The 21,973-nt window shown below is 59.8% G+C and carries 16 protein-coding genes; 11 read left to right on the forward strand and 5 right to left on the reverse strand.

The window, feature by feature from the left end; all coding sequences use genetic code 11:
- The first annotated feature begins 53 nt into the window (after positions 1-53).
- The 3 genes from IU397_RS16145 (at position 54) to IU397_RS16155 (ending at position 4,546) form a co-directional block, all read left to right on the forward strand.
- Entirely contained in the window at positions 54-1,223 is a 1,170-nt protein-coding gene (locus tag IU397_RS16145) for a MalY/PatB family protein (protein WP_204415727.1), read from the forward strand.
- A gap of 342 nt (positions 1,224-1,565) precedes the next feature.
- Complete coding sequence (locus tag IU397_RS16150) at positions 1,566-3,647, forward strand: dynamin family protein (RefSeq protein WP_204415729.1); 2,082 nt, start codon at positions 1,566-1,568, stop codon at positions 3,645-3,647.
- The gene (locus IU397_RS16155) at positions 3,644-4,546 is read left to right on the forward strand and encodes a dynamin family protein (RefSeq protein ID WP_204415731.1); all 903 of its coding nucleotides are present in this window, start codon (positions 3,644-3,646) and stop codon (positions 4,544-4,546) included. The genes IU397_RS16150 and IU397_RS16155 overlap by 4 nt, the downstream gene beginning before the upstream one ends.
- Here the strand turns inward: IU397_RS16155 and IU397_RS16160 are convergent.
- Positions 4,543-6,114, reverse strand: coding sequence for a hypothetical protein (locus IU397_RS16160; protein WP_204415732.1), 1,572 nt, complete (start codon positions 6,112-6,114; stop codon positions 4,543-4,545). The genes IU397_RS16155 and IU397_RS16160 overlap by 4 nt on opposite strands.
- Positions 6,115-6,612: 498 nt before the next feature.
- Here IU397_RS16160 and IU397_RS16165 point away from each other — a divergent pair, with 498 nt between their 5' ends.
- Positions 6,613-7,161, forward strand: coding sequence for a hypothetical protein (locus tag IU397_RS16165; RefSeq protein WP_204415734.1), 549 nt, complete (start codon positions 6,613-6,615; stop codon positions 7,159-7,161).
- Positions 7,162-7,388: 227 nt separating this feature from the next.
- On the opposite strand, the gene IU397_RS16170 is transcribed toward IU397_RS16165, so the two are convergent.
- On the reverse strand, positions 7,389-8,192 hold the full coding sequence (locus IU397_RS16170; RefSeq protein ID WP_204415736.1) for an undecaprenyl-diphosphate phosphatase: 804 nt from the start codon (positions 8,190-8,192) through the stop codon (positions 7,389-7,391).
- A 218-nt stretch (positions 8,193-8,410) separates the two neighbouring features.
- On the opposite strand from IU397_RS16170, the gene IU397_RS16175 reads away from it, so the two are divergent.
- The 6 genes from IU397_RS16175 (at position 8,411) to queG (ending at position 17,807) form a co-directional block, all read left to right on the forward strand.
- On the forward strand, positions 8,411-9,871 hold the full coding sequence (locus tag IU397_RS16175; protein WP_370541707.1) for an NAD(P)-dependent oxidoreductase: 1,461 nt from the start codon (positions 8,411-8,413) through the stop codon (positions 9,869-9,871).
- Positions 9,872-9,972: 101 nt separating this feature from the next.
- Entirely contained in the window at positions 9,973-10,650 is a 678-nt protein-coding gene (locus IU397_RS16180; RefSeq protein WP_204415739.1) for a hypothetical protein, read from the forward strand.
- 28 nt (positions 10,651-10,678) lie between these two features.
- Entirely contained in the window at positions 10,679-15,214 is a 4,536-nt protein-coding gene (gene gltB / locus IU397_RS16185; protein WP_204415741.1) for a glutamate synthase large subunit, read from the forward strand.
- Between the two features lie 116 nt (positions 15,215-15,330).
- Positions 15,331-16,068 (forward strand): monofunctional biosynthetic peptidoglycan transglycosylase, encoded by a 738-nt coding sequence (gene mtgA / locus IU397_RS16190; RefSeq protein WP_204415743.1) that lies wholly within the window; start codon positions 15,331-15,333, stop codon positions 16,066-16,068.
- A gap of 49 nt (positions 16,069-16,117) precedes the next feature.
- The gene (locus tag IU397_RS16195) at positions 16,118-16,783 is read left to right on the forward strand and encodes a glutathione S-transferase family protein (protein ID WP_204415745.1); all 666 of its coding nucleotides are present in this window, start codon (positions 16,118-16,120) and stop codon (positions 16,781-16,783) included.
- A complete protein-coding gene (gene queG, locus IU397_RS16200; protein WP_370541708.1) occupies positions 16,776-17,807 on the forward strand; it encodes a tRNA epoxyqueuosine(34) reductase QueG in 1,032 nt (343 codons plus the stop codon). The genes IU397_RS16195 and queG overlap by 8 nt, the downstream gene beginning before the upstream one ends.
- Positions 17,808-17,898: 91 nt before the next feature.
- Here queG and leuB read toward each other — a convergent pair whose 3' ends face one another.
- Positions 17,899-19,008, reverse strand: a complete 1,110-nt coding sequence (gene leuB / locus IU397_RS16205) for a 3-isopropylmalate dehydrogenase (protein ID WP_204415747.1) — start codon at positions 19,006-19,008, stop codon at positions 17,899-17,901.
- Positions 19,009-19,068: 60 nt separating this feature from the next.
- On the reverse strand, positions 19,069-19,992 hold the full coding sequence (locus IU397_RS16210) for a LysR family transcriptional regulator (RefSeq protein WP_204415749.1): 924 nt from the start codon (positions 19,990-19,992) through the stop codon (positions 19,069-19,071).
- 52 nt (positions 19,993-20,044) lie between these two features.
- On the opposite strand from IU397_RS16210, the gene IU397_RS16215 reads away from it, so the two are divergent.
- Positions 20,045-21,007 carry an epimerase gene (locus IU397_RS16215; protein ID WP_239479856.1) on the forward strand — a complete coding sequence of 321 codons (963 nt, stop codon included), beginning with the start codon at positions 20,045-20,047 and terminating at the stop codon, positions 21,005-21,007.
- Here the strand turns inward: IU397_RS16215 and IU397_RS16220 are convergent.
- On the reverse strand, positions 20,927-21,889 hold the full coding sequence (locus IU397_RS16220; RefSeq protein WP_239479857.1) for an endonuclease/exonuclease/phosphatase family protein: 963 nt from the start codon (positions 21,887-21,889) through the stop codon (positions 20,927-20,929). The genes IU397_RS16215 and IU397_RS16220 overlap by 81 nt on opposite strands.
- Positions 21,890-21,973: the final 84 nt, after the last annotated feature.

The following is a 21,973-nucleotide window of genomic DNA, read 5'->3' on the forward strand; positions in this document are numbered from 1 at the left end:
CCTGCTTGCACCGATGGCGATCAGGATTACCCTCCGGCACGAAGGAGATTCAAATGAGCTTTGACGAACCGATCGACCGCCGCGGCACCCATTGCGTGAAATGGGACATGATGGAGAAACTCTATGGCGTTTCACCCCAGGATGGGCTGGCCATGTGGGTCGCCGATATGGAATTCAAGCCGCCGCAATGCGTGCAGGACTCCGTCCAGGCCATGGTCGATCATGGGGTCTATGGCTATTTTGGCGATGACAGCCGGTACAAGGCCGCCATCCAATGGTGGATGGCGACGCGTCATAACTGGCACGTGACACCGGAGAGCATCTTTACGACCCATGGTTTGGTCAATGGCACGGCCATGTGCATTGATGCCTTCACGGCGCCGGGTGATGGCGTCGTTCTGTTCACGCCAGTCTACCATGCCTTTGCCCGGGTGATCGCGGCGGCGGGCCGCAAGGTTGTGGAATGCGAACTGGTCAAGACATCTGGCCGCTACGAGATGGATTTTGCCGCCTATGACGCGCAGATGACCGGGGCAGAGACTATGGTCGTCCTATGTTCGCCGCACAATCCGGGGGGGCGGGTCTGGACGCGGGATGAATTGCAGGCTGTGGCTGACTTTGCCAAGCGGCACGACCTGATCCTGGTGAGCGATGAGATCCACCACGATCTGGTATTTCCCGGGCACACCCATATTCCAATGACGGCGATTGACGGAATTTCAGACCGCCTTGTCATGATGACTGCCACGACCAAAACGTTCAATATTGCTGGCTCCCATGTGGGCAATGTCATCATCGAAGATACCGAATTGCGCGCACGCTTTGCCCAACGCATGGCGGCGTTGGGTCTGACCCCCAACAGTTTTGGCCTTTTCATGGCGACCGCCGCCTATACGCCCGACGGTGCGGCTTGGGTGGATGAGCTGGTCCAATATCTCGACCAGAACCGGCGCGTGTTCGATGATGCAGTCAACGGGATCCCTGGCCTGAAATCGATGCCGTTGGAGGCCACGTATCTGTCCTGGGTCGATTTCTCCGGGACGGGCATGTCTATGGAGGAATTCACGCAGAGGGTTCAGACAGATGCCCGGATCGCTGTCAATCTGGGCCCGACATTTGGCACAGGCGGCGCCGATTTCCTGCGGTTCAACATTGCCGCTCCCCGCGCCGTGGTGCAGGACGCGGTGGATCGTCTGCGCCGTGCCTTTGCCGATCTGCAGTAGGATATTGCCGGATGCGTCCGTGCAAAACCGGTATGACCGTGCCTCGACGGCCCAAAACCGTGTTGAAATGAAGTAAATCCTCCTCATTATTCCGGATGACAGTCTGTTTCTTGGGGGCATTCCGTGAAAACGGGCTGCACCTAGGGGACAAAGTCTGATAGGCGAAGGCCCGCTATACGCGAGGGATGGGGAATGGCCTTGCAGCCTAAAGCTGTGGCACTGTCTCACGCGGGAAGGTGTACGGTTGGATAGACTGCTTTTAAAGTCTGGCATGTTGCCGGTTACGCTTGTGCAAGCGCACTCTGCCGTTCGACGTGACAGCAGGTCAAATGGCGTGACACCATGACCGATGCACCGTCCAAAGATGTCCTGACCCACGGCATTGGCAGCGAATTGAATGACGTACGGCTGGCTCTGTCGGAGGCAGCCGACACCCTGGTTGCCGTATCGGGAGAGGATCTGTCCCAACGGGTTCAGCCGGTCAAGGATCGCCTGAACAAGATGATCGTGCGGATCGCCGTGGTGGGTCAGATCAAGGCGGGCAAGTCGACCTTTGCCAATTGCCTGACGCGCAAGATTGATCTGCTGCCTGCCGACGTCAATCCGTGGACATCCGTGGTCACCCAGCTTTATTTTGGGCACTATTCCGGCAAAACCTCCGGCGCTGTCTTTCGCTTTTTCGACGAGGATCAATGGGATATCCTGGCCAATCGCGGCGGTCGTCTGGCGGCTTTGACCGAAGGTTTGCTGGAGGATTACAAGCGGACCGAGCTTCTGACCGAAGTCAAGGCGATGCGCACTCGGGCCGAGCAGCGGCTGGGGGAGGAATTTGACGGTCTGCTGGGCAGATCCCACAGGTTCAGCACCATAACCCCTGATGTTATGGCACAATATGTCAGCGCAGGCGACGAACCGGTCGGCGACACCGTGGACGAGACGGAGGCCGGGCGATTTGCCGACATCACCCACACGGCTGAGATCTTCTTTGAGCAGCCCCCCTTTGCCTGCCCTGCTTGCGTCATCGACACACCAGGGATCAACGATCCGCTGCTGATCCGCGAAGAGATCACACAGCAAAGCCTTGAAGACGCTGATTTCTTTGTTGTGGTGCTGTCGGCCCATCAATCGCTGACAAAGGAGGATCTGCGCCTGATCCGCCTGCTTAAAGCGCTGGATCGCAACCGGTTCGTGATCTTTGTGAACCGTCTGGACGAAATCAATGATCCATCGGCAAGTGTCGACCAGCTGAAGGATCGCGTGTCCGATCAACTGGCCGAACATCTTGATCAGGACGATATCGATATCGTCGTCGGCAGCGCGGAATGGGCCAGCTACGCCATTACCGGGCATGGCGAATTCACCGACATGACGGCGCTCAATGACTTTGTCATCGCGCGCCGACTGCAGGACGACGCGGCAGAGTTGTTGGATGCAACCGGCCTCGAAGACAATCGGGCAGATGCCTATGTGGCCAGCGGCTTGCGGGAGATTGAAGCCGCCCTCTCCGATCTGGTACTGCAGGGCTCTGCGCGCACCCATCTGGTGAGCATGGTTGATGACCTGTTGACCGTCTCGACCCAGGTTGAGGAACGGCTCAAGCTGCGGACCGGCCAGACCGATGATGCCAAAACCGGTGATCCTGCGGCGCTCACGCGGGAGGAATGCGACCGGCTGCTGCACAAGATCATGACCCAGGCCAACAAACATGTGCGCACGCTTGAGGCCGTCATGATCACCTCATGTGATGCGTTGGGCGGTAAGCTCAGCAAACTGGCCGTGGAATTTACCGAAGATCAGCGCCAGGTCGTCAGGGCTGCCTTGGCGGAGGCCGGGCGCGAAGGCGATATCGAGATTGACCTTGATCCGCTGCGAGAGAAACTGACCAAGACCTACAAATCCGGCTTTGACGAGATCCAGGGGGTTCTGTGGGATGAATTGAAGTCAATCAACAGTTCATTCCGCGCGGCCTTGCCGAAACGGGTGGAACAACCGCTGCAAACCGTTCGCATCGCAACCTTGCCGATCATCGGGCTTTTGCCGCGATCCAGCCCGTTCAACCAGACTGTGACATTCGATCTTTCGAAAACCTGGCTTGGCGGGATCTTCAGCAGCTCGGACCGGTTGACGGAAAAGGCAATCGATACGATCCGCAGTCAGTTTTCCGAGATTGCGTTGGATACGGCAGAAAAAGAGAAAAAGCTGTTTTCCGACACCTTGAAAGAGACGATGGATCAATTCCAGACCGACCTTCAGGAGCAGCTGACCGCGGTCGCGAATGCGACAGACCCTGCCTCCATTGCAACGAAAGAGGTACAGGAACAGGCGCGTGATGCGGCACTTCGCGATTTGACCAAAATTCAAGCGCTGGTGGACACGCTGACAGCGCTGCAACAGGATCTCACACATGATAACGTGCCCGCATGAATCGCATGCTCACATCGCCTGATCCGCTACCCATTCTCGATCGCTTCGTTACCCAGACGGAGCGAGATGACCTGCGCAGCGATGAACGCCGGATCTATGATCGCGCGCTCAGCCTGCGCTCTCGGCTGTCCGGTCCGCCCCGGGTTCTGATCGCCGGGGAGTTCAGCGCCGGGAAATCGACACTGGCCAACCTTATGGTGGGCGCGGACCTGATACCCACAAGTGTGTTGGCCAATCACATTCCGCCTGTGGAATTCAGCCATGGTGAGGTGGGGCAAGCCCATGCCGCCTGGTGGGATACGCGGGTAGATGTGACCTTTGACACGCTGGATTTTGCCGGGCTGACAGCGGTTGAACCGGACTACATCCGCCTGAATGCGCCCAGCCCGTTTCTTGAAAAAATCCGCCTGGCCGATACGCCTGGTACCAGTGATCCCGCCACATTGGTTGATCTGATGCAGTCGGTTGCACGCCATTCCGACGTCATGATCTGGTGTACCAATGCGGTCCAATCCTGGAAAGAAAGTGAGCGGCGCACCTGGTCTGAATTGCCCGAACGCCTGCGCCAGCATTCCGTTCTGGTGGTCACGCATATGGATCTGCCTGCCATTCGCAAGGGACGGCAGCGCGTATTGGACCGGCTCAACCGTCTGGCGGGAGACGATTTCACCCAGATCATTCCCTTCTCTGCTCCGGATGCCGGACGCGCCATATCTGCGGGTGTGGTGACGGATACAGAGCAGTGGCGTAATAGTGGTGGGGAGGCCCTGGTGGATCAGGTTCTGGCCCTGGCCCTGGCCGCGCGCAAAGACGCCAATGAATTGGCAGGGCGGTTGATCCAGAATTACATCGCACCCTCCCTTGCCTCTGCCTTGTCGGAGGATGCCGGGCCTGCCTAATCCTTGCGGATGACTCCGGTCAGCGCGGCTGCCGCGAGCGCGGTCACAATCCATCCCAGCAACTTGGCCACCCAGCGGAGCCACCAACCGATGCGCCCCATGGGCCCGCGGGCCGTCGAGGGTGCCCACGCCTCTTCCTGCCCGAACGAGACCAGTGGGATCACCAGATCAGCGGCATAGGCAACGCTTTGAAATGTCTCGTAATCCTGCCCTGCTTGTCCGGTGGATGACCAATATTGCGCAGGATGATCGGGGTGGGTCTGCGTGGCGGCGATCCAGTCGCGCGATACCAGAATCGGCGCGGCATTGGGGGCCATGTCACCGTCGTTCCAGACCTTCTGATAAAACAGGCCAAGGCCCCCAATCAACAAAACGGCAAAGGCCACGGCGCGGCCTGGCCGATAGCCATACCCGATGCTCACCCGCATCAGCATATCGCCAACATGCATTATGGAACTCCGCAGACGACTGCCGGAACTGATGGCGAAAAGCCTGCGGTTTTCGGATCTTAGCAATTGTTCCTTTCGCATCAGCACGGTCTGCGCGTCGGTGCGGTGTCCCATCGTCGTCAGCACGGTGGCCAGTTGTTCATAGGGTTGCGCGGTGAAGGGCAGGTCCCCGGGTCGGCGCGCCAGCCAGTCCAGCCGCGCGTTGGGGGAAGTGTCGGTGTGGCGCGAGAAATCGGCATAGCGAAACCCGTCCAGCCGGATGTCGTAATTGGCGCCGGGCCCTGCTGGTTCATCACCCAACCGTGCCACAACCGCCCCTGCCAGATTTAGGATGCCTTTGGCTATCTGGTTATTTTGCAAGTATAAAATACCACCGACCTGCGTGCGAGCCAGGGAAAGGGCGATGTTATGGCCATGCTCCTCCGCCGCGCTGAAAATCCCGTCGCTCATCGGGTCGGACGGCAACGCAATCGAGGTGTGGGAGATGAAGAAATCATGGGCGATATGGGCCGACGAAAAGAACAGCATCCCTTCGGTCATCAGGGTCGTCACGCCATTGGAATAGGGGTAATTCCCAAGGAAAATAGAACCTTCCACCCGAAGAGAGGGGGCAAATACGGCATCCTGGTCCTTGGATTTGATCACCACGCCACACATTTGCAGATCGCCCGAGATGCGGGTGCCAGCCAGTGCCACTTCACCAGATATAGTTGTTTCACCACGGATATAGAGTGATCCGGTGAAGCTGGCATTATCTGCCGCGATCCCCTGGGTTTGACAGCCCATCAGATGCAGGCCGCGCAGATGGGCATTGACCAGGTTGAGCGCCCCGTCCAGCATGCAATGGCCCAGTGTTATGTCGCGCTCGCAATCGGTGCCCTGCAGATCAAGCGGCCCACTGATCCAAGCCCCGCGCAGACGTAACCCTTTCGGATTTAGCGAAATATCCAGCGACCCGAGGACCAGCTCCCGCAGCAGGGCAGCCCGGATCGTGCAGTTTGGCCCCGCGTTCTCGGGCAATCCGCCATCGGCCAGAACAACCCGTTCCGGCCCGCTGCAGGTCCTGAGCAGGTGCATCTCGGCGGGGGAGAGCGGTTCGAAATCGGTGTGGGTCGTCATGGCCAAAACGGTTGCATGGTGAATCCGTTTCGTCCACCGAAACCGCCGTGCAGACGCGATGCACATACCATACATATCCCATACATACGCATTGCGCGATGCGTTGAATGATGGCGCAACACAGTCTCCGGTAGCAAAGGATATCTGACAGCCATGGGTCACTGGACTTGGGGGCATCTTGGTCACGACAGTCTGCTGGTGCTGACCTCGCTTGCGGTGGCGTTCATCGGCAGTTCTCTGATCCGTGGTACTTTCTTGCGGAGTGAGATCACCCTTCCCGCGCCCGCCCTGGTCCCCCAGCCTGACCCGGATCTCGTCGACATTCTCTTACGGACGCCTGAGGCGCGTTTCGCACGATGGTCACCTGGGAGATCCGTGCAAGGTCGGCCATCCATTGGCGCATTCGGTCCCATGAGTTGAGCCTGCACTGTTGGTTTGCAGCCTTGACCGGTGGGATACAACGCGCCACGGTCCCGTGTCATCGGATCGGAGGGCAGAGTGACGGTATTGGATCAGATCATGGCGAACCCTGCTTCCGGGTCGGGCGCGTTGCCGGTGCCCTTCTTTGACGATGCGGTTTTGCCTCTGGATTGGGAAGGACGCAGTGACGGCCCCGGTTTGGGGCCAGCGCTGGCTGCAACCCTTGCGGCCTTTCGCAGGTTGACCCCGGCGGATCGCGGGCCGGTCGGTCGCCATATCATGGCTTATCACGACGAAGTACAGGACGTGATGGGGGGCGAGGCGATCGAAAATGGCGACCCGCCCGCCAAGGGCCCGGAAGATGTTTGGCGGTTGGTCGAACCGCGTCGGTTGACACTCGTGGTGGATCCGATTTTCGGGGACATCACGCCTTATATCATGGTGACGGGCGAGTGTGCATGGGACCCTGAGCACGGCTTCCTGTTATCCTGGGCGCGGGGGAGGCACCTGATCCGTGTGGCCCCCGCCGATTATCGCCCGACACATGGGTCTGCCATGGCAAAGCTGCGTGGGACGGATTACATTTATTATAGCGCTATGGAAAAGTTTCGGACCCGGCGCGATTGACCTGCTTGGCGATGTGGCCATGACAGATTGGGTGCGCCGCCGCGAAGAGGTGCCGGAGATCGCAGGCGTTGCCGCGAGAGTGGAACGCGCAAGCGTCTGGTTTGGCCCGCAATGGCTGCCCTGGCAAAGAGGATGACGCGTTCATCGAACCGGCTTGTCCTATCAACGCGATCACGCCCGACGAGATTGGGCTGTCGATCATGGCGCGGGTCGTGCCGGTCCCGCGGTTAACTATAGGCGATGGCCAGTAAGATGATGCCGAGGATCACGCGGTAGACGACGTAGGGCGTGAAGCTGATGGTTTTCAGGAAATACATCATTGCGGCCAAGGCGATCAGCGCCGAGACGAAGGCGAATACAGCCGCGATCAGCGCATCGCGGGCCAGGGACCAATCGGAAAGGCCAATAACATCAACGCCTAACACCAGGCCCGAGGCGGCGATGGTGGGGATGGACATGAGCATTGAAATGCGGGCGGCCTCTTCGCGCGTATAACCCAGAAAGCGACCACCGGTCATGGTTATGCCGGATCGGGAGGTGCCGGGGATCAGGGCGATGGCCTGCCAGAGGCCCATGATGACGGCGTGTTTGAGGCTCCAATCCCTGGTTTCGCGGGTTTCGGGGCTGTTCTGGTCGGCCCAGTAGAGGACGAGGCCGAAGATCAGCATGGTCCAGCCGATGACGGCGATGGAGCGGAGGTAAGCGTCGAGGCCGGTGAGTTTGATCGCAATGCCGCAGAGGATGACCGGTACCGTTGCGATGGCGAGGCAGAGGGCCAGCCAGGCGCCCTGGGTGTCGACCTTGCCCCGGATCAGACGACCGGTGCCGATCAAAGCGATGCGGACATCCGACCAGAAATACAGCACGACGGCGAACAGGGTGCCGACATGGACAGCGACATCAAGAACAATCCCTTGATCGTCCATCCCGGTCAATTGTGGTAACAAGATAAGGTGACCGGACGAGGAAATGGGCAGAAACTCGGTAATACCTTGGATGACGGCGATCAGGAACAGATGGAACAAGGGCAACTGGGGACCTCCCGCTGAGTCGGCGGCATCCTAGTTCCCTGATTCTAAATCAAAAGCACAAATTTATGTATCTTTTCGGACCTATTTCCTGCAGTTGCAGTATCGGTCATATTAATGAGACTGAAAATTCTTCTTGTTAGGTCACTATTGCTGACTTTATTTCCGTCATGCGGCTGTGTAGAAGGTGGCTCTGGATCGGGAGGACGCTGATGTCTGATATGCTGAAATTTGTGGATGTCGGGCGCGAGATGCCCGAAAAGCGCGCCGCCGATGAGCGGCGGGCAGATTTCGGCGAGATCTACGGAGAATATGCCCGCGAAAAGGCCGCCGAGCAGTCGGCGCGGTGCAGTCAATGCGGGGTTCCTTATTGCCAGTCCCATTGCCCCCTTCATAACAACATTCCGGACTGGTTGCGCCTGACGGCCGAGGGGCGTTTGCGCGAGGCCTACGAGATCAGCCAGGCCACCAATACATTTCCCGAAATCTGCGGCCGGATTTGCCCGCAGGACCGCTTGTGTGAGGGCAACTGCGTGATCGAACAGTCGGGGCATGGGACGGTCACCATTGGATCGGTCGAGAAATACATAACGGACACGGCCTGGGATGAAGGCTGGGTGCAGCCGATCAAACCCTATGCGGAACGCCGTGAAAGCGTTGGTATTATTGGCGCCGGGCCCGGTGGACTGGCGGCTGCGGACCATCTGCGCCGCGAAGGTATTCAGGTGACGGTCTATGACCGCTACGATCGCGCGGGCGGGTTGATGACCTATGGCATCCCCGGTTTCAAGCTGGAGAAGGATGTGGTGATGAAGCGCATCGACCAGCTGGAGCAAGGCGGCGTGACGATGCAGCTGAACTGTGAGGTTGGGCGAGATATCTCGTTCAACGAGATCCGGGAGGCCCACGACGCCGTCATTGTCGCGACGGGTGTGTATAAATCGCGCGATCTGACCCTGCATGGCAGTGGATCGGACGGCGTGGTGAAGGCGCTGGATTATCTGACGGCCTCTAACAAGACCGGGTTTGGCGATGTGATCCCCGAATTCGAGAGCGGCGCGTTGAATGCCGAAGGACGGCGCGTGGTGGTCATTGGTGGGGGTGATACGGCGATGGATTGCGTGCGAACGGCCATTCGGCAGGGGGCGACCTCGGTCAAGTGCCTGTACCGCCGAGACCGGGCGAATATGCCGGGCAGCCAGCGTGAGGTGCAGAATGCCGAAGAAGAAGGCGTTCAGTTTGAATGGCTTACGGCGCCCAAGGCGTTTGCCAGCGATCTGCGCGTGACGGATGCCGGCGATACCGGCGCGGTTGCGGGACCCGTGCGCGGTGTCGTTGTGGAGCGGATGCGGTTGGGTGCGCCCGATGCGAGCGGTCGGCAGATGCCAGAGCTGATCGAGGGATCGGATTACATGGAAGAGGCGGATCTTGTGGTCAAGGCGCTGGGTTTTGAGCCCGAAGACTTGCCGACCTTGTGGGATCAGCCCGAGCTGGAAGTGACCCGCTGGGGCACTGTGAAGGCTGATTTCCGCACCCACGCCACGGCGATGGACGCGGTCTATGCCGTGGGCGACATCGTGCGAGGTGCGAGCCTGGTGGTATGGGCTATTCGGGACGGGCGCGAGGCGGCGGAGGCTATTCTTGCCAAGTTGAGCAGCCAAGCCACCATTGCGGCGGAATGAACGCATACAGGATAGGGGCACAATCCATGCATATCCCATACACATCCCATACATACGCGGCGTGCGGTGCGGTTACCCGTGGTTTAGGATTGGCCGGTGTTATGGCAGGGGCGCTGACCTTTGCTGCTGCAATGGCCCCGCTGCCCCTATCGGCGCAATCGGCCACGCCACCGCCGGGATGCGAGGCGTTTCTGACGATCCAGTACAAAGGATGCCTCGCCTCAATCTATTGGCGCTGCTCGGCCGCGCCGGACGGGATCACCTGGGAGGCGACCTATGGCGAGGACGGCCCGATCAGTGTGTCGACCTACAATGACGAGTTTCAATGGCTGGACACGTTCTTTTTCTTTGATGGGTCGCGGCAGCGGATTGCGGATGAGGGGCCCAAGCCGGCCTCGCTTTCGGAACTGCTGGAGACGGGCGAGAATGTCTATGATTTCACCACCGCCGAGGTTGGCCCTGACGGCATGGAACGCACGCAATATGCGGGCATCGACCGGCTGACCGGCGACACCAAGACCGTCAGCGGTGAGGAATTGTTGATCACCGAATTTGCCACCGTGGCGCGTGACCCGGAGACGGGCGAGATCCGCCACACCACCGAGGGCAACCAATATGTGCTGGCCGAGGAGCGGCTGTTCCTGCTGGGCACCGATAGCTGGTCTGAGAATGGGGTGACGGAGGAAAGTGATTATTCTCCGGTCGAGATCCTGAGGCCCGGTGACAAGACCTTTGGCAAGACCAAGCCCCGCTACGAATGCGGTGCGGTTGATCTGTAAGATCCCGCCCCAACCCAAGGAGACTGTGATGACGACCTATGACCAGAACTGGGCCGCGGCCGAGGCTGCAAAGCGCCAATGGATGGCCAAGAATGGAATGTATGCCGAGGCGGAGGAGCATTCCTCCTGCGGGGTTGGGCTGGTCGTGTCGATCGACGGCAGCAAAAGCCGCCAGGTGGTGAAGAACGGCATCGATGCGCTGAAGGCCGTCTGGCACCGGGGCGCCGTTGACGCCGATGGCAAGACGGGCGACGGGGCGGGCATCCATGTGCAGATCCCGGTGCCATTTTTCTATGATCAGATCGAGCGGACGGGTCATGTGCCTGACAAGGCGCAACTGATCGCTGTGGGTCAGGTGTTTCTGCCGCGCCTGGATTTCGGCGCGCAGGAGACGTGCCGGACTATTGTCGAGACAGAGGTTCTGCGGAAGGGTTATTACATTTATGGCTGGCGCCATGTGCCGGTGAATGTGGCCTGCCTGGGCGAGAAGGCGAATGCGACCCGGCCCGAGATTGAGCAGATCCTGATCGCCAATTCAAAGGGCGTGGATGAGGAGACGTTCGAGCGCGAATTGTACGTCATCCGGCGGAGGATTGAGAAAGCGGCGGCAGCGGCGCAGGTCAATGACATGTATGTCTGTTCGCTGTCTTGCCGGTCGATCATTTATAAGGGCATGATGCTGGCCGAGCAGGTGGCGGAGTTTTACCCCGACCTGATGGACGCACGGTTCGAGAGCGCGTTTGCGATTTATCACCAGCGCTATTCGACCAACACGTTTCCGCAATGGTGGCTGGCGCAGCCATTCCGGATGCTGGCCCATAACGGCGAGATCAACACGTTGCGCGGCAATGTGAACTGGATGAAGAGCCACGAGATCCGCATGGCGTCGTCTGCCTTTGGTGAGATGGCGGAGGATATCAAGCCGATCGTGCCGAACGGGTCGAGCGACTCGGCGGCGTTGGACGCGGTGTTCGAGGTGCTGGTGCGGGCCGGGCGGAACGCGCCCATGGCCAAGACGATGCTGGTGCCGGAAAGCTGGTCAAAGCAGGCGGTCGAACTGCCCAAGCCTTGGCGCGACATGTATTCTTATGTGAACGCCGTGATGGAGCCGTGGGACGGCCCTGCGGCGCTCGCGATGACAGATGGCCGCTGGGTCTGCGGCGGGCTGGATCGGAACGGGTTGCGGCCTCTGCGCTATGTCGTGACCGGGGATGGCTTGCTGATTGCGGGCTCTGAAGTGGGAATGGTGCCTACGGATGAGGCGACCGTCGTTGAAAAGGGCGCGCTTGGGCCCGGTCAGATGATTTCGGTCGATATGGTCGAAGGGCGGCTTTACCGCGACGAAGAGATGAAGGATGTGTTGGCCGCAGCACAACCTTTTGGGGACTGGGTCGGCAAGATCGTCGAGATGGACGGGCCGCTGGCGGAAGTTACCGAGAAACCGCTGTTTTCTGGCGATGATCTGAAGGTGCGGCAGGTCGCGGCGGGTTACACGATTGAGGAGCTGGAGCAGATCCTGGCGCCCATGGCCGAGGATGCGAAGGAAAGCCTAGCAAGCATGGGGGATGATACGCCATCTGCTGTTTTGTCCGAGAAGTACCGCCCGCTGAGCCATTTCTTTCGCCAAAATTTCAGCCAGGTGACCAATCCGCCGATTGACAGCTTGCGGGAATACCGGGTGATGAGCCTGAAGACCCGGTTCGGTAACCTGAAGAACGTTCTGGACGAGGATAGCAGCCAGACCGAGATCATCGTGCTGGACAGCCCCTTCGTGGGCAATGCGCAGTTCGAGCGGCTGACCCAGGCGTTCAACGCGCCCATGGTCGAGATCGATTGCACGTTTGACCGCGCCGAGGGGCCCATGGCGCTGAATGCAGCGCTCGCCCGGATCAGGGACGAGGCGGAGGATGCCGTGCGGTCGGGCGGCGGGCATATCGTGCTGACCGACCAGCACCAGGGGCCCGACCGCGTGGCGATGCCGATGATCCTAGCCACCAGTGCGGTGCATAGCTGGCTGACGAAAAAGGGGCTGCGGACCTTCTGTTCGCTGGGCGTGCGAAGCGCGGAATGCATCGATCCCCATTACTTTGCCGTGCTGATCGGCTGTGGTGCGACCATCGTGAATGCCTATCTGGCCGAGGACAGCCTTGCCGACCGGATCGAGCGTGGTTTGCTGGACGGGCCGCTGACCGAGGCGGTCGCGCGGTATCGCAACGCCATCGATCAGGGCCTGCTGAAGATCATGGCCAAGATGGGGATCAGCGTGATCTCCTCCTATCGTGGGGGTTTGAACTTTGAGGCCGTGGGGCTGAGCCGCGCCATGGTTGCCGAATACTTCCCCGGCATGACCAGTCGGATCAGTGGGATCGGCATTGGCGGTATCCAGCGCCAGGCGGAGGCCGTTCATGCGCGCGGCTGGCGCGGTCAGTCGGTGCTGCCGATCGGCGGCTTCTACAAGGCGCGCCGGTCGGGGGAGACCCATGCCTGGGAAGCGACATCGATGCATATGATGCAATCGGCCTGTGACCGGGGCTCCTTCGAATTGTGGAAGCAGTATTCGGCCAAGATGCGGTCGAACCCACCCATTCACCTGCGCGACCTGATGGATTTCAAAGCGTTGGGCAAGCCAGTGCCGATTGAAGAGGTGGAGAGCATCACCTCGATCCGGAAACGGTTCGTGACGCCGGGTATGTCTCTGGGCGCGCTATCGCCCGAGGCTCATAAGACGCTGAACGTGGCGATGAACCGGATTGGCGCCAAGTCTGACTCTGGGGAGGGCGGCGAGGATCCCGCACATTTCGTGCCCGAGGCCAATGGCGATAATCCGTCGGCCAAGATCAAACAGGTCGCCTCTGGCCGGTTTGGTGTCACGGCGGAATACCTGAATCATTGCGAGGAGTTGGAGATTAAGGTCGCCCAAGGGGCCAAGCCCGGCGAGGGTGGGCAACTGCCCGGCATGAAAGTGACCGATTTGATCGCCCGTCTGCGCCATTCCACAAAAGGCGTGACCCTGATCAGCCCGCCGCCGCACCACGATATCTACAGTATCGAGGACCTGGCCCAGCTGATCTATGACCTGAAACAGATCAATCCGCGCTGCAAGGTGACCGTGAAACTGGTCGCGGCCAGCGGTGTGGGCACAATCGCCGCCGGTGTGGCCAAGGCCGAGGCCGATGTCATCCTGATTTCCGGCCATAACGGGGGTACCGGGGCGAGCCCGGCGACCAGCATCAAATATGCGGGCCTGCCATGGGAGATGGGCCTGACCGAGGCGCATCAGGTTTTGGCGATGAACAACCTTCGCTCACGCATCACGCTGCGGACCGATGGCGGCCTGCGCACGGGCCGTGACATCGTGATGGCCGCGATGATGGGGGCCGAGGAATTTGGGATTGGTACCGCCGCCCTGATCTCCATGGGGTGTATCATGGTGCGGCAGTGCCAGTCGAATACCTGCCCCGTGGGTGTCTGCACCCAGAACGAGGCATTGCGGGGCAAGTTCACCGGATCCGCTGATAAGGTCGTGAATCTGATCACGTTCTATGCCCAGGAAGTGCGGGAGATCCTGGCTGAAATCGGAGCGCGCAGCTTGTCAGATGTGATCGGTCGCGCAGATCTGTTGAGCCAGGTCAGCCGGGGATCAGCGCATCTGGACGATCTGGATCTGAATCCGTTGCTGATAACCGTCGATGGCGCAGAGAAGATCGAATATAACCGTGACCGTGCCCGCAACCCGGTGCGCGACACCCTGGATGCAGAGATCGTTAAGGATGCTGCGCGCTTCTTGGATGAGGGCGAGAAGATGCAGCTGAGCTATGCGGTGCAAAACACGCTTCGCACGGTGGGCACCCGGACATCGAGCCATATCGTGAAACGGTTCGGGATGCGCAACAGCCTGCAACTCGATCACCTGACGGTAAAGCTGACAGGCTCTGCCGGGCAATCCCTGGGGGCGTTTGCCGCACCTGGCCTGAAGTTGGAAGTGTCGGGTGACGCCAATGACTATGTCGGCAAGGGCTTGTCTGGAGGTACGATCATCGTGCGCCCGCCGATGGCCAGCCCGTTGAAAGCCGATGAGAATACGATCATTGGCAACACGGTGCTTTACGGTGCTACCGACGGCTGTCTCTTTGCTGCGGGTCGCGCGGGTGAGCGCTTTGCCGTTCGGAACTCTGGCGCGAATGTCGTCATCGAAGGCTGTGGCAGCAATGGCTGTGAATACATGACCGGTGGTGTTGCGGTCATCTTGGGAGATATCGGGGCAAACTTCGGAGCTGGCATGACCGGTGGTATGGCGTATCTTTATGATCCTGACGGCCAGGCGGGCCCCATGATGAACATGGAAACCCTGGTCACCGGTCCTGTTACCGTTGATCACTGGGTTGCCGAACTGGAGAGTTTGATTGAGCGACATCTGGAGGAAACCGGCAGCGCCAAAGCGGCCGATATCCTGCAACACTGGGATGTGGAGCTTGGTCATTTTCTGCAGGTTTGCCCCAAGGAGATGCTGGCGCATCTTCCAGCGCCCGTATCACTGCAGGCCGATGCCGTGCCCGCAGAGTAACGGTTTACTTTCTTATTGTTGAAAATACTCCCGCCGGAGGCACAAAATCTTTTCTGTCGGGTTAGAAGATTTTAGGCCTCCGGCGGGAGTATTTCGGAACAATAAGAAAGTGTGTTGTGGCAAAAGCGGTTGCCAAAAAGAAACCCAAGCGAAAGACGAAAGCGCGCGCCGGGCGGCCGAGACCGCCGTTTTGGCGATTGCGGATATGGCTGCGCTGGATATTTTGGGGGCCCGTTATGTTGATTTTGGTCGTTGTGGCCTCGCTTGCGATGGTCAACCCGCCCACAACCCACACGATTTGGATGGAATGGCGGCGGCTGGGAGAGATCGACCGGCAATGGCTGCCGATCGAAGAGGTGGCACCTGTCATGATCCGCTCGGTCGTGGCGGCGGAGGATGCCAATTTTTGCCGCCACTGGGGATTCGACATGAACGCGATCCGTGCGGCTTTGGATGCAGGTGCGAAGCGCGGCGCCTCGACCCTGTCCCAGCAGACTGTCAAGAACGTATTCCTCTGGCAGGGACGCAGTTGGACCCGCAAGGCGCTGGAGGCGATGTTGACCCCGGTTGCAGAGTTGTTCTGGAGCAAGCGGCGAATTGTTGAGGTTTACTTGAATATCGCTGAGTTTGACGAAGGTGTTTTTGGCATCGATGCCGCAGCCCACCATTACTACGGCAAGCCCCCCGCTGAGTTATCGTCGACCCAGGCCGCGCGACTGGCTGTTGTGCTGCCCAATCCAAAGGGGCGCGATCCCAACAATCTGTCGCCGACCTTGCGCAAACGCGCCGCCCAGGTCGCCTCGGGGGCTGCCACCATCAAGGCGGATGGCAGGGCACGCTGTTTCGAGGATTGAAAACCGTGGCCCAAGCGGGCATGACGATTGGGTTTTCGGAGCTTTATGTATGAACCGCCTCTATCACGTCCCTCTGTCTCCCTTTTGTCGCAAGGTTCGGTTGGTGCTGGCCGAAAAGAAGATTGAGGTGGAACTGGTCGAGGAACGGTATTGGGAGCCGTCCCAGGAGTTTTTGCGCCGTAACCCGGCGGGCAAGGTGCCGGTACTGAAAATGGGTGCGCAGACCATGGCCGAAAGCCAGGCGACAGTCGAATATCTCGAAGAGATGACGCCTGAGCCGCCCTTGTTACCACGCGATGCCGCGGGCCGGTTCGAAGTGCGTCGGATATGCGCCTGGTTTGATGACAAGTTCCATACCGAGGTGACGGCGAACCTGCTTTACGAGCGGGTGAACAAAAAACTGATGGCCCAAGGCTATCCTGAAAGCAAGAACGTCAAAGCCGGGGCCAAGGCGATAAAATACCACATGGATTACATGTCATGGCTGCTGGATCAACGGCGATGGCTGGCGGGCGACATGCTGAGCCTTGCAGACTTCGCGGCAGCGGCCCATTTCTCGGCCCTGGATTACATCAGCGACGTGGATTGGAACCGGAACGAGAACGTCAAGGATTGGTACGCCAAGATCAAATCGCGCCCGGCCTTTCGTGGTATCCTGGCCGATCAGGTGCCTGGCTTCCCGCCGCCGCCGCAATACGCGAACCTTGATTTCTGAAGCGCTGAAAGTCGAGGCGCGTGCCATGGGCTTTGCCGAGGCGCGGGTGACCCGGCCGGATGCGGTGCCTCGGGTGGCAGAACGATTGGCGGATTTCATCGCCAAGGGGCAGCATGGGCAGATGGGCTGGATGGCAGAGCGAACCTCCTGGCGCGGCAACCCTGCCGCTTTGTGGCCCGAGGCGCGATCAGTGATCATGCTGGCGGAGCTTTACACGCCGGACCGGGATCCTTTGGCCAACTTGGACGATCCCGACCGCGCGACAATTTCGGTCTATGCTCAAGGTAAGGATTACCACGATCTGGTGAAAAAACGCCTCAAACGGCTGGCGCGCTGGCTGATCACACAAGAGCCATGCGAGGTGAAGGTCTTTGTCGACACTGCCCCTGTCCCCGAGAAACCGCTGGCGCAGGCGGCAGGGCTGGGCTGGCAAGGAAAACACACCAATCTGGTCAGCCGTGCCCTTGGCAATTGGTTTTTTCTGGGGGCGATCTTTACAACGCTGGATCTGCCGCCGGATACGCCCGAGATGGACCATTGCGGCAGTTGTCGCGCATGCCTGGACGTTTGTCCGACCAATGCTTTTCCGGCACCTTATCAATTGGATGCGCGACGCTGCATCTCTTACCTGACCATTGAGCATAAAGGGGCGGTGGATCCGGATCTGCGCCCGGGGCTCGGTAACCGGATCTATGGCTGCGACGATTGCCTGGCGGTTTGCCCCTGGAACAAATTTGCCAAAACTGCCACGGAAACACGCTATGCCGCACGCGATGATCTGGCCGCTCCTCGATTGGCCGACCTCGCCGTGCTGGATGATCAGGGTTTTCGGGCAAAGTTTTCAGGTAGCCCGATCAAACGGATCGGGCGCGACCGCTTTGTCCGTAATGTGCTATATGCGATCGGCAATTCAAAGAATGCCAGGTTAATAGCGGTCGCGGAACGGCTTGCAGAAGACCCGGATGCCACCGTAGCCGATGCCGCCATTTGGGCGATCAAACGCCTGAAAAGCGGATCCGGCTGACAGGCCTGTCTCATCATGTGTCTTCAAATATCCCCGCCGGAGGCATAAAATCTTTCTTGCCTCCGGCGGGGATATTTCTGGACACATGATGTTAGGCGGTGCTCGCCGTTAGGGCTTCAATCACAGCGTCGCCCATTTGGTCTGTATTGACGGGGGTGCCGCCATCGGGTCCCATCAGATCGCCGGTACGCAATCCATTGGCCAGTACGGTTTCAACGGCGGTTTCCACCCGGGTTGCCTCATCGCCTTGGTCAAAGCTGTAGCGCAGGGCCATGGCGAAACTGAGGATGCAGGCGATGGGGTTGGCCTTACCTTGACCGGCAATGTCGGGCGCAGAGCCGTGGACGGGTTCATACAAGGCCTTCGGCCGACCGTTCGACATGGGCGCGCCGAGACTGGCCGATGGCAGCATCCCAAGGGAGCCGGTCAGCATCGCGGCGGCGTCGCTGAGCATATCGCCGAACAGGTTGTCGGTGACGATCACGTCGAACTGTTTGGGCCAACGGCAAAGCTGCATGGCACCGGCATCGGCATACATGTGGCTCAGCTCGACATCGGCATAATCTTCGTCATGGACCTTTTGCACGACCTCCCGCCACAAGACGCCGCTTTCCATGACATTGGCCTTTTCCATGGAACAGACCTTGTTGCCGCGACGGCGTGCCAGTTCAAAGGCGGAGCGGGCGACGCGATCGATCTCGGATTCGGTGTAGCGCTGGGTGTTGATGCCGACGCGTTCATTGCCTTCGGTGATGATGCCGCGCGGTTCACCAAAGTAGATGCCAGAAGTCAGCTCGCGCACGATGACGATATCAAGACCCGCCACCACATCGCGCTTGAGGCTGGAGAAATCGGCCAGCGCGTCAAAACATTGCGCCGGGCGAAGATTGGCATAAAGATCCATTTCCTTGCGCAGGCGGAGCAGGCCGCGTTCGGGTTTGAGGCTGAAATCCAGATCATCGTATTTCGGCCCCCCCACGGCGCCTAGCAGAACGGCATCTGCGTCCTGGGCTTTTGCCATGGTTTCATCCGTCAGGGGCGTGCCATGGGCATCATAGGCGGCACCGCCCACCAGATCTTCGCTCACATCAAAGCTGAGCCCGCGATGGTCGCCGAACCAGGCGATGACCTTGCGCACTTCCGCCATGACCTCGGGGCCGATCCCGTCACCGGGCAGGATCAGAAGGGAGGGTGTGGTCATGGCTGCGCTCCTTGTCTTGGCATCTATCGACGCTGGGCCTAGCCCGCAGGGGCTGTGGGGTCAAGCCGGGCTCCCGGCCGGTTGGGGCGGGTCCAAAAGCGGGGTCAGCTCGGTGGCAAGCGTCTCCCAGATCCGGCGGATCCGCGGGGTTTGCCGCATTGCGCCATGGGCTGCCAGCCAGACGGGCAGGGGCGGGATCGGCAGGTCCGCCGCGACCTGCGTCAGGTTCGGATCATCCTCGAAATCGATCACGGCGCCAAAGCCCAAGCCGCATCCTGCTCTTACCAGTTCCGAATAGATGATCCGATTGTCACAGCGCGTGGCAAAGGCGTTGCGATCTACCAAATGACCGAAATCGCGCAGACCGCGGATGATCCTTTCGTCCCGGTCATAGCCCACAAGCTCACATTTCAGCAGGTCATCGACCGTACGCAGCGGGCCCAGCGTGTCGACGTATTCCTTGGTGCCGAACAGGCCGAGGGCCAGATCACCAATGTAGCGGGTGACGATATCCAACTGCTCGGGCCGGTACATGCGCACGGCAATGTCAGCCTCGCGAAACAGTAGGTTTTCGCTTTCATCGCTGGGGACCAGCTCGATCTGGATATCGGGCTCCTTGCGGCGCAATCGGGCCAGGATCGGGGGCATCATCTTGGCTGAAACGGTGAGGCTGGCAGTGATGCGCACGGTGCCTGCCAACTGGTTGGAGCGACCCGCCGCCGATAGTGCGATCTGGCGGGCGGCATCGCGCATGGAGCGGGCCGGTGCCAGCAGAGCCGCTCCGGTATCCGACAGGATAAGCCCCCGAGCCTGACGATGGAATAGGGTCACGTCGAGCGTTTCTTCCAAGCTCTTGATCTGGCGGCCTAAAGTGGGCTGGCTTGTCCCCAGTTCTCGAGCGGCGGCGGAAAGGGATCCGCATTCAGCGACTGCGACGAAGGCCTGTAATCGGGACCAATCAATAGAGGCGAGCCCAGTTTCCATGCAAAAATGAATACATGCTCTGCGTTTTTTGACAATTCCCCAGGTGGAACGAATGGATCATGTTATTGGCGTAAACATCGGTTGCGGAGATGGTGCGATGCAAAACACCGTATTGATCCTTGGGGCTACCGGCCGGGCTGGGCGCCACGCCCATATCGCCTTTCGCGATGCCGGGTGGCGGGTGCGGTTGTTCGATCGGGCCCGCGATGACCTGTGGGATGCCGCTTGGGGTGCCGATGTGATCTTTAATGGGTGGAACCCGGCCTATTCCGATTGGGCGCGCGAGATACCTGCCCAGACCACAGCTTTGATCGATGTGGCCGAGGCGACGGGGGCTTTGGTGGTGATCCCCGGCAATGTCTATCCTTATGGCCAGAGCGCGGGACGAATGGGTCCAATGACCCCCCATGTCCCTACCGGGGCGCTTGGAAAGGTTCGTGCAGATATGGAGGCCGCCTGGGCCGCATCGCGGGCACGGGTGTTGGTTTTGCGGTGCGGTGATTTTCTGGATACCGAAGCATCCGGGAACTGGTTCGACAAGGTCATTGTCGCGGGTTTGGACCGTGGGCGGTTCAGCTATCCGGGCGCCTTGGATGTCTCCCATGCTTGGGCGTTTCTGCCGGATGTCGGGCGGGCCCTTGTGCAACTGGTTGAGAAACGTCACAGCCTGCCCCGGTTTGCGGATATTCCATTTGCCGGGTTTACTCTGACGGGGCTGGAGTTGAGTGACGGTGTCGCCCGCGCAACCGCGCGACGGCACATTCTACGGCGGATGTCGTGGCTACCCCTGGGGATGGCTGCGCCGTTCTGGCCCGTGGGCCGGTGCCTGCAGCAGATGCGATATCTGTGGGACCTGCCACATTGGTTGGATCCCGATCCGTTGAAGAAGCTATTGCCGGACTTTCGGGGCACTGATCTGGAGACCGCGCTCGCCCTAGCGGTTGCGCATCAGATCGACCCAGACAAGCCGGTGACGCGCGGCCCGCTCTATATCGGGCGCGCCCGGATCGCCTGAACGTGGCCAGACGACACCTGCATCGGCGACCTCTAAGCGAGCGTCTGGCAGGATGTAGTCCGCCCTCAGGTTTCCGGGGCCATCCGGGGCGGGCCGGAACGCGGCCGTGTCCAATTCGGGCGGGCCTTTATGGGTATTGTCGGCGGCAGCGCGCCCTCCAGGGCTGGCAGGACGGGGATCTTGCAGCCTTGGGTCCTTCAAAACCGCCCGGATCGTTTCAGACTGACCATCTCCATCGAACGGGTCGACATTCATCTTACCCAGCAAGATGACCGGCGCGGTCGGTTTTTCGCTCAGATCGCCATTCAGGTAAAGGTGCCAGAGGCGCAGTTCATCGCGGTTCCGGTGGCCATTGCGATCTTCAGGGCCGTCAAAAACCGGGGGCGTTGCACCGATCGTCAACAACTCCACATCGCCTATTCCGTCAATGGATATGGGAAGGGCCCAATGATTGATGCTGGACAGGCGCTGTATCGCTGTGGCGTCCTGGCTCAGGTCAACCGTGTTGGCGCCGGGCAGATCGCGCCAAAGGATTTCCGTGTAATCCCGCATATCCTGGGCGAGGATCGGATGGCGGCTTAGAACTGCCATCCCGCCATAGCCCGAGAAATAGCCAAAACCCTGGGCATCCCGCGCCCCGCCCAGCCGTCCGTCACCATCCATATCCAAACCGGTGCCAATGCCGGTATTGGGACGGCGGGAAAAGCGATGGGGATATGGTGCGCCAAGGTCATTCAATTGATCGGCAAAGGCGGAGAGAGCAACGCCATCCAAATCGTAATCAAACCCGATCAATAACAAAATATCCGGATTGGCCTCGGCAATGACACTTTGGGTTGCAATGATCTGCGCATCTTCTCCCGAAAGGATATCGCGCAGCAAAAGCCCGGGACCCTTGCGGGTTAAATCGGCTGTGTAAGTTGCAATGCGGACCGTATCGGATGCTTGGGCAAACAGGTGTTGGGC

It is taken from the genome of Actibacterium sp. 188UL27-1 (assembly GCF_016901225.1).
In the GTDB taxonomy this organism is placed as follows: Bacteria; Pseudomonadota; Alphaproteobacteria; order Rhodobacterales; family Rhodobacteraceae; genus 188UL27-1.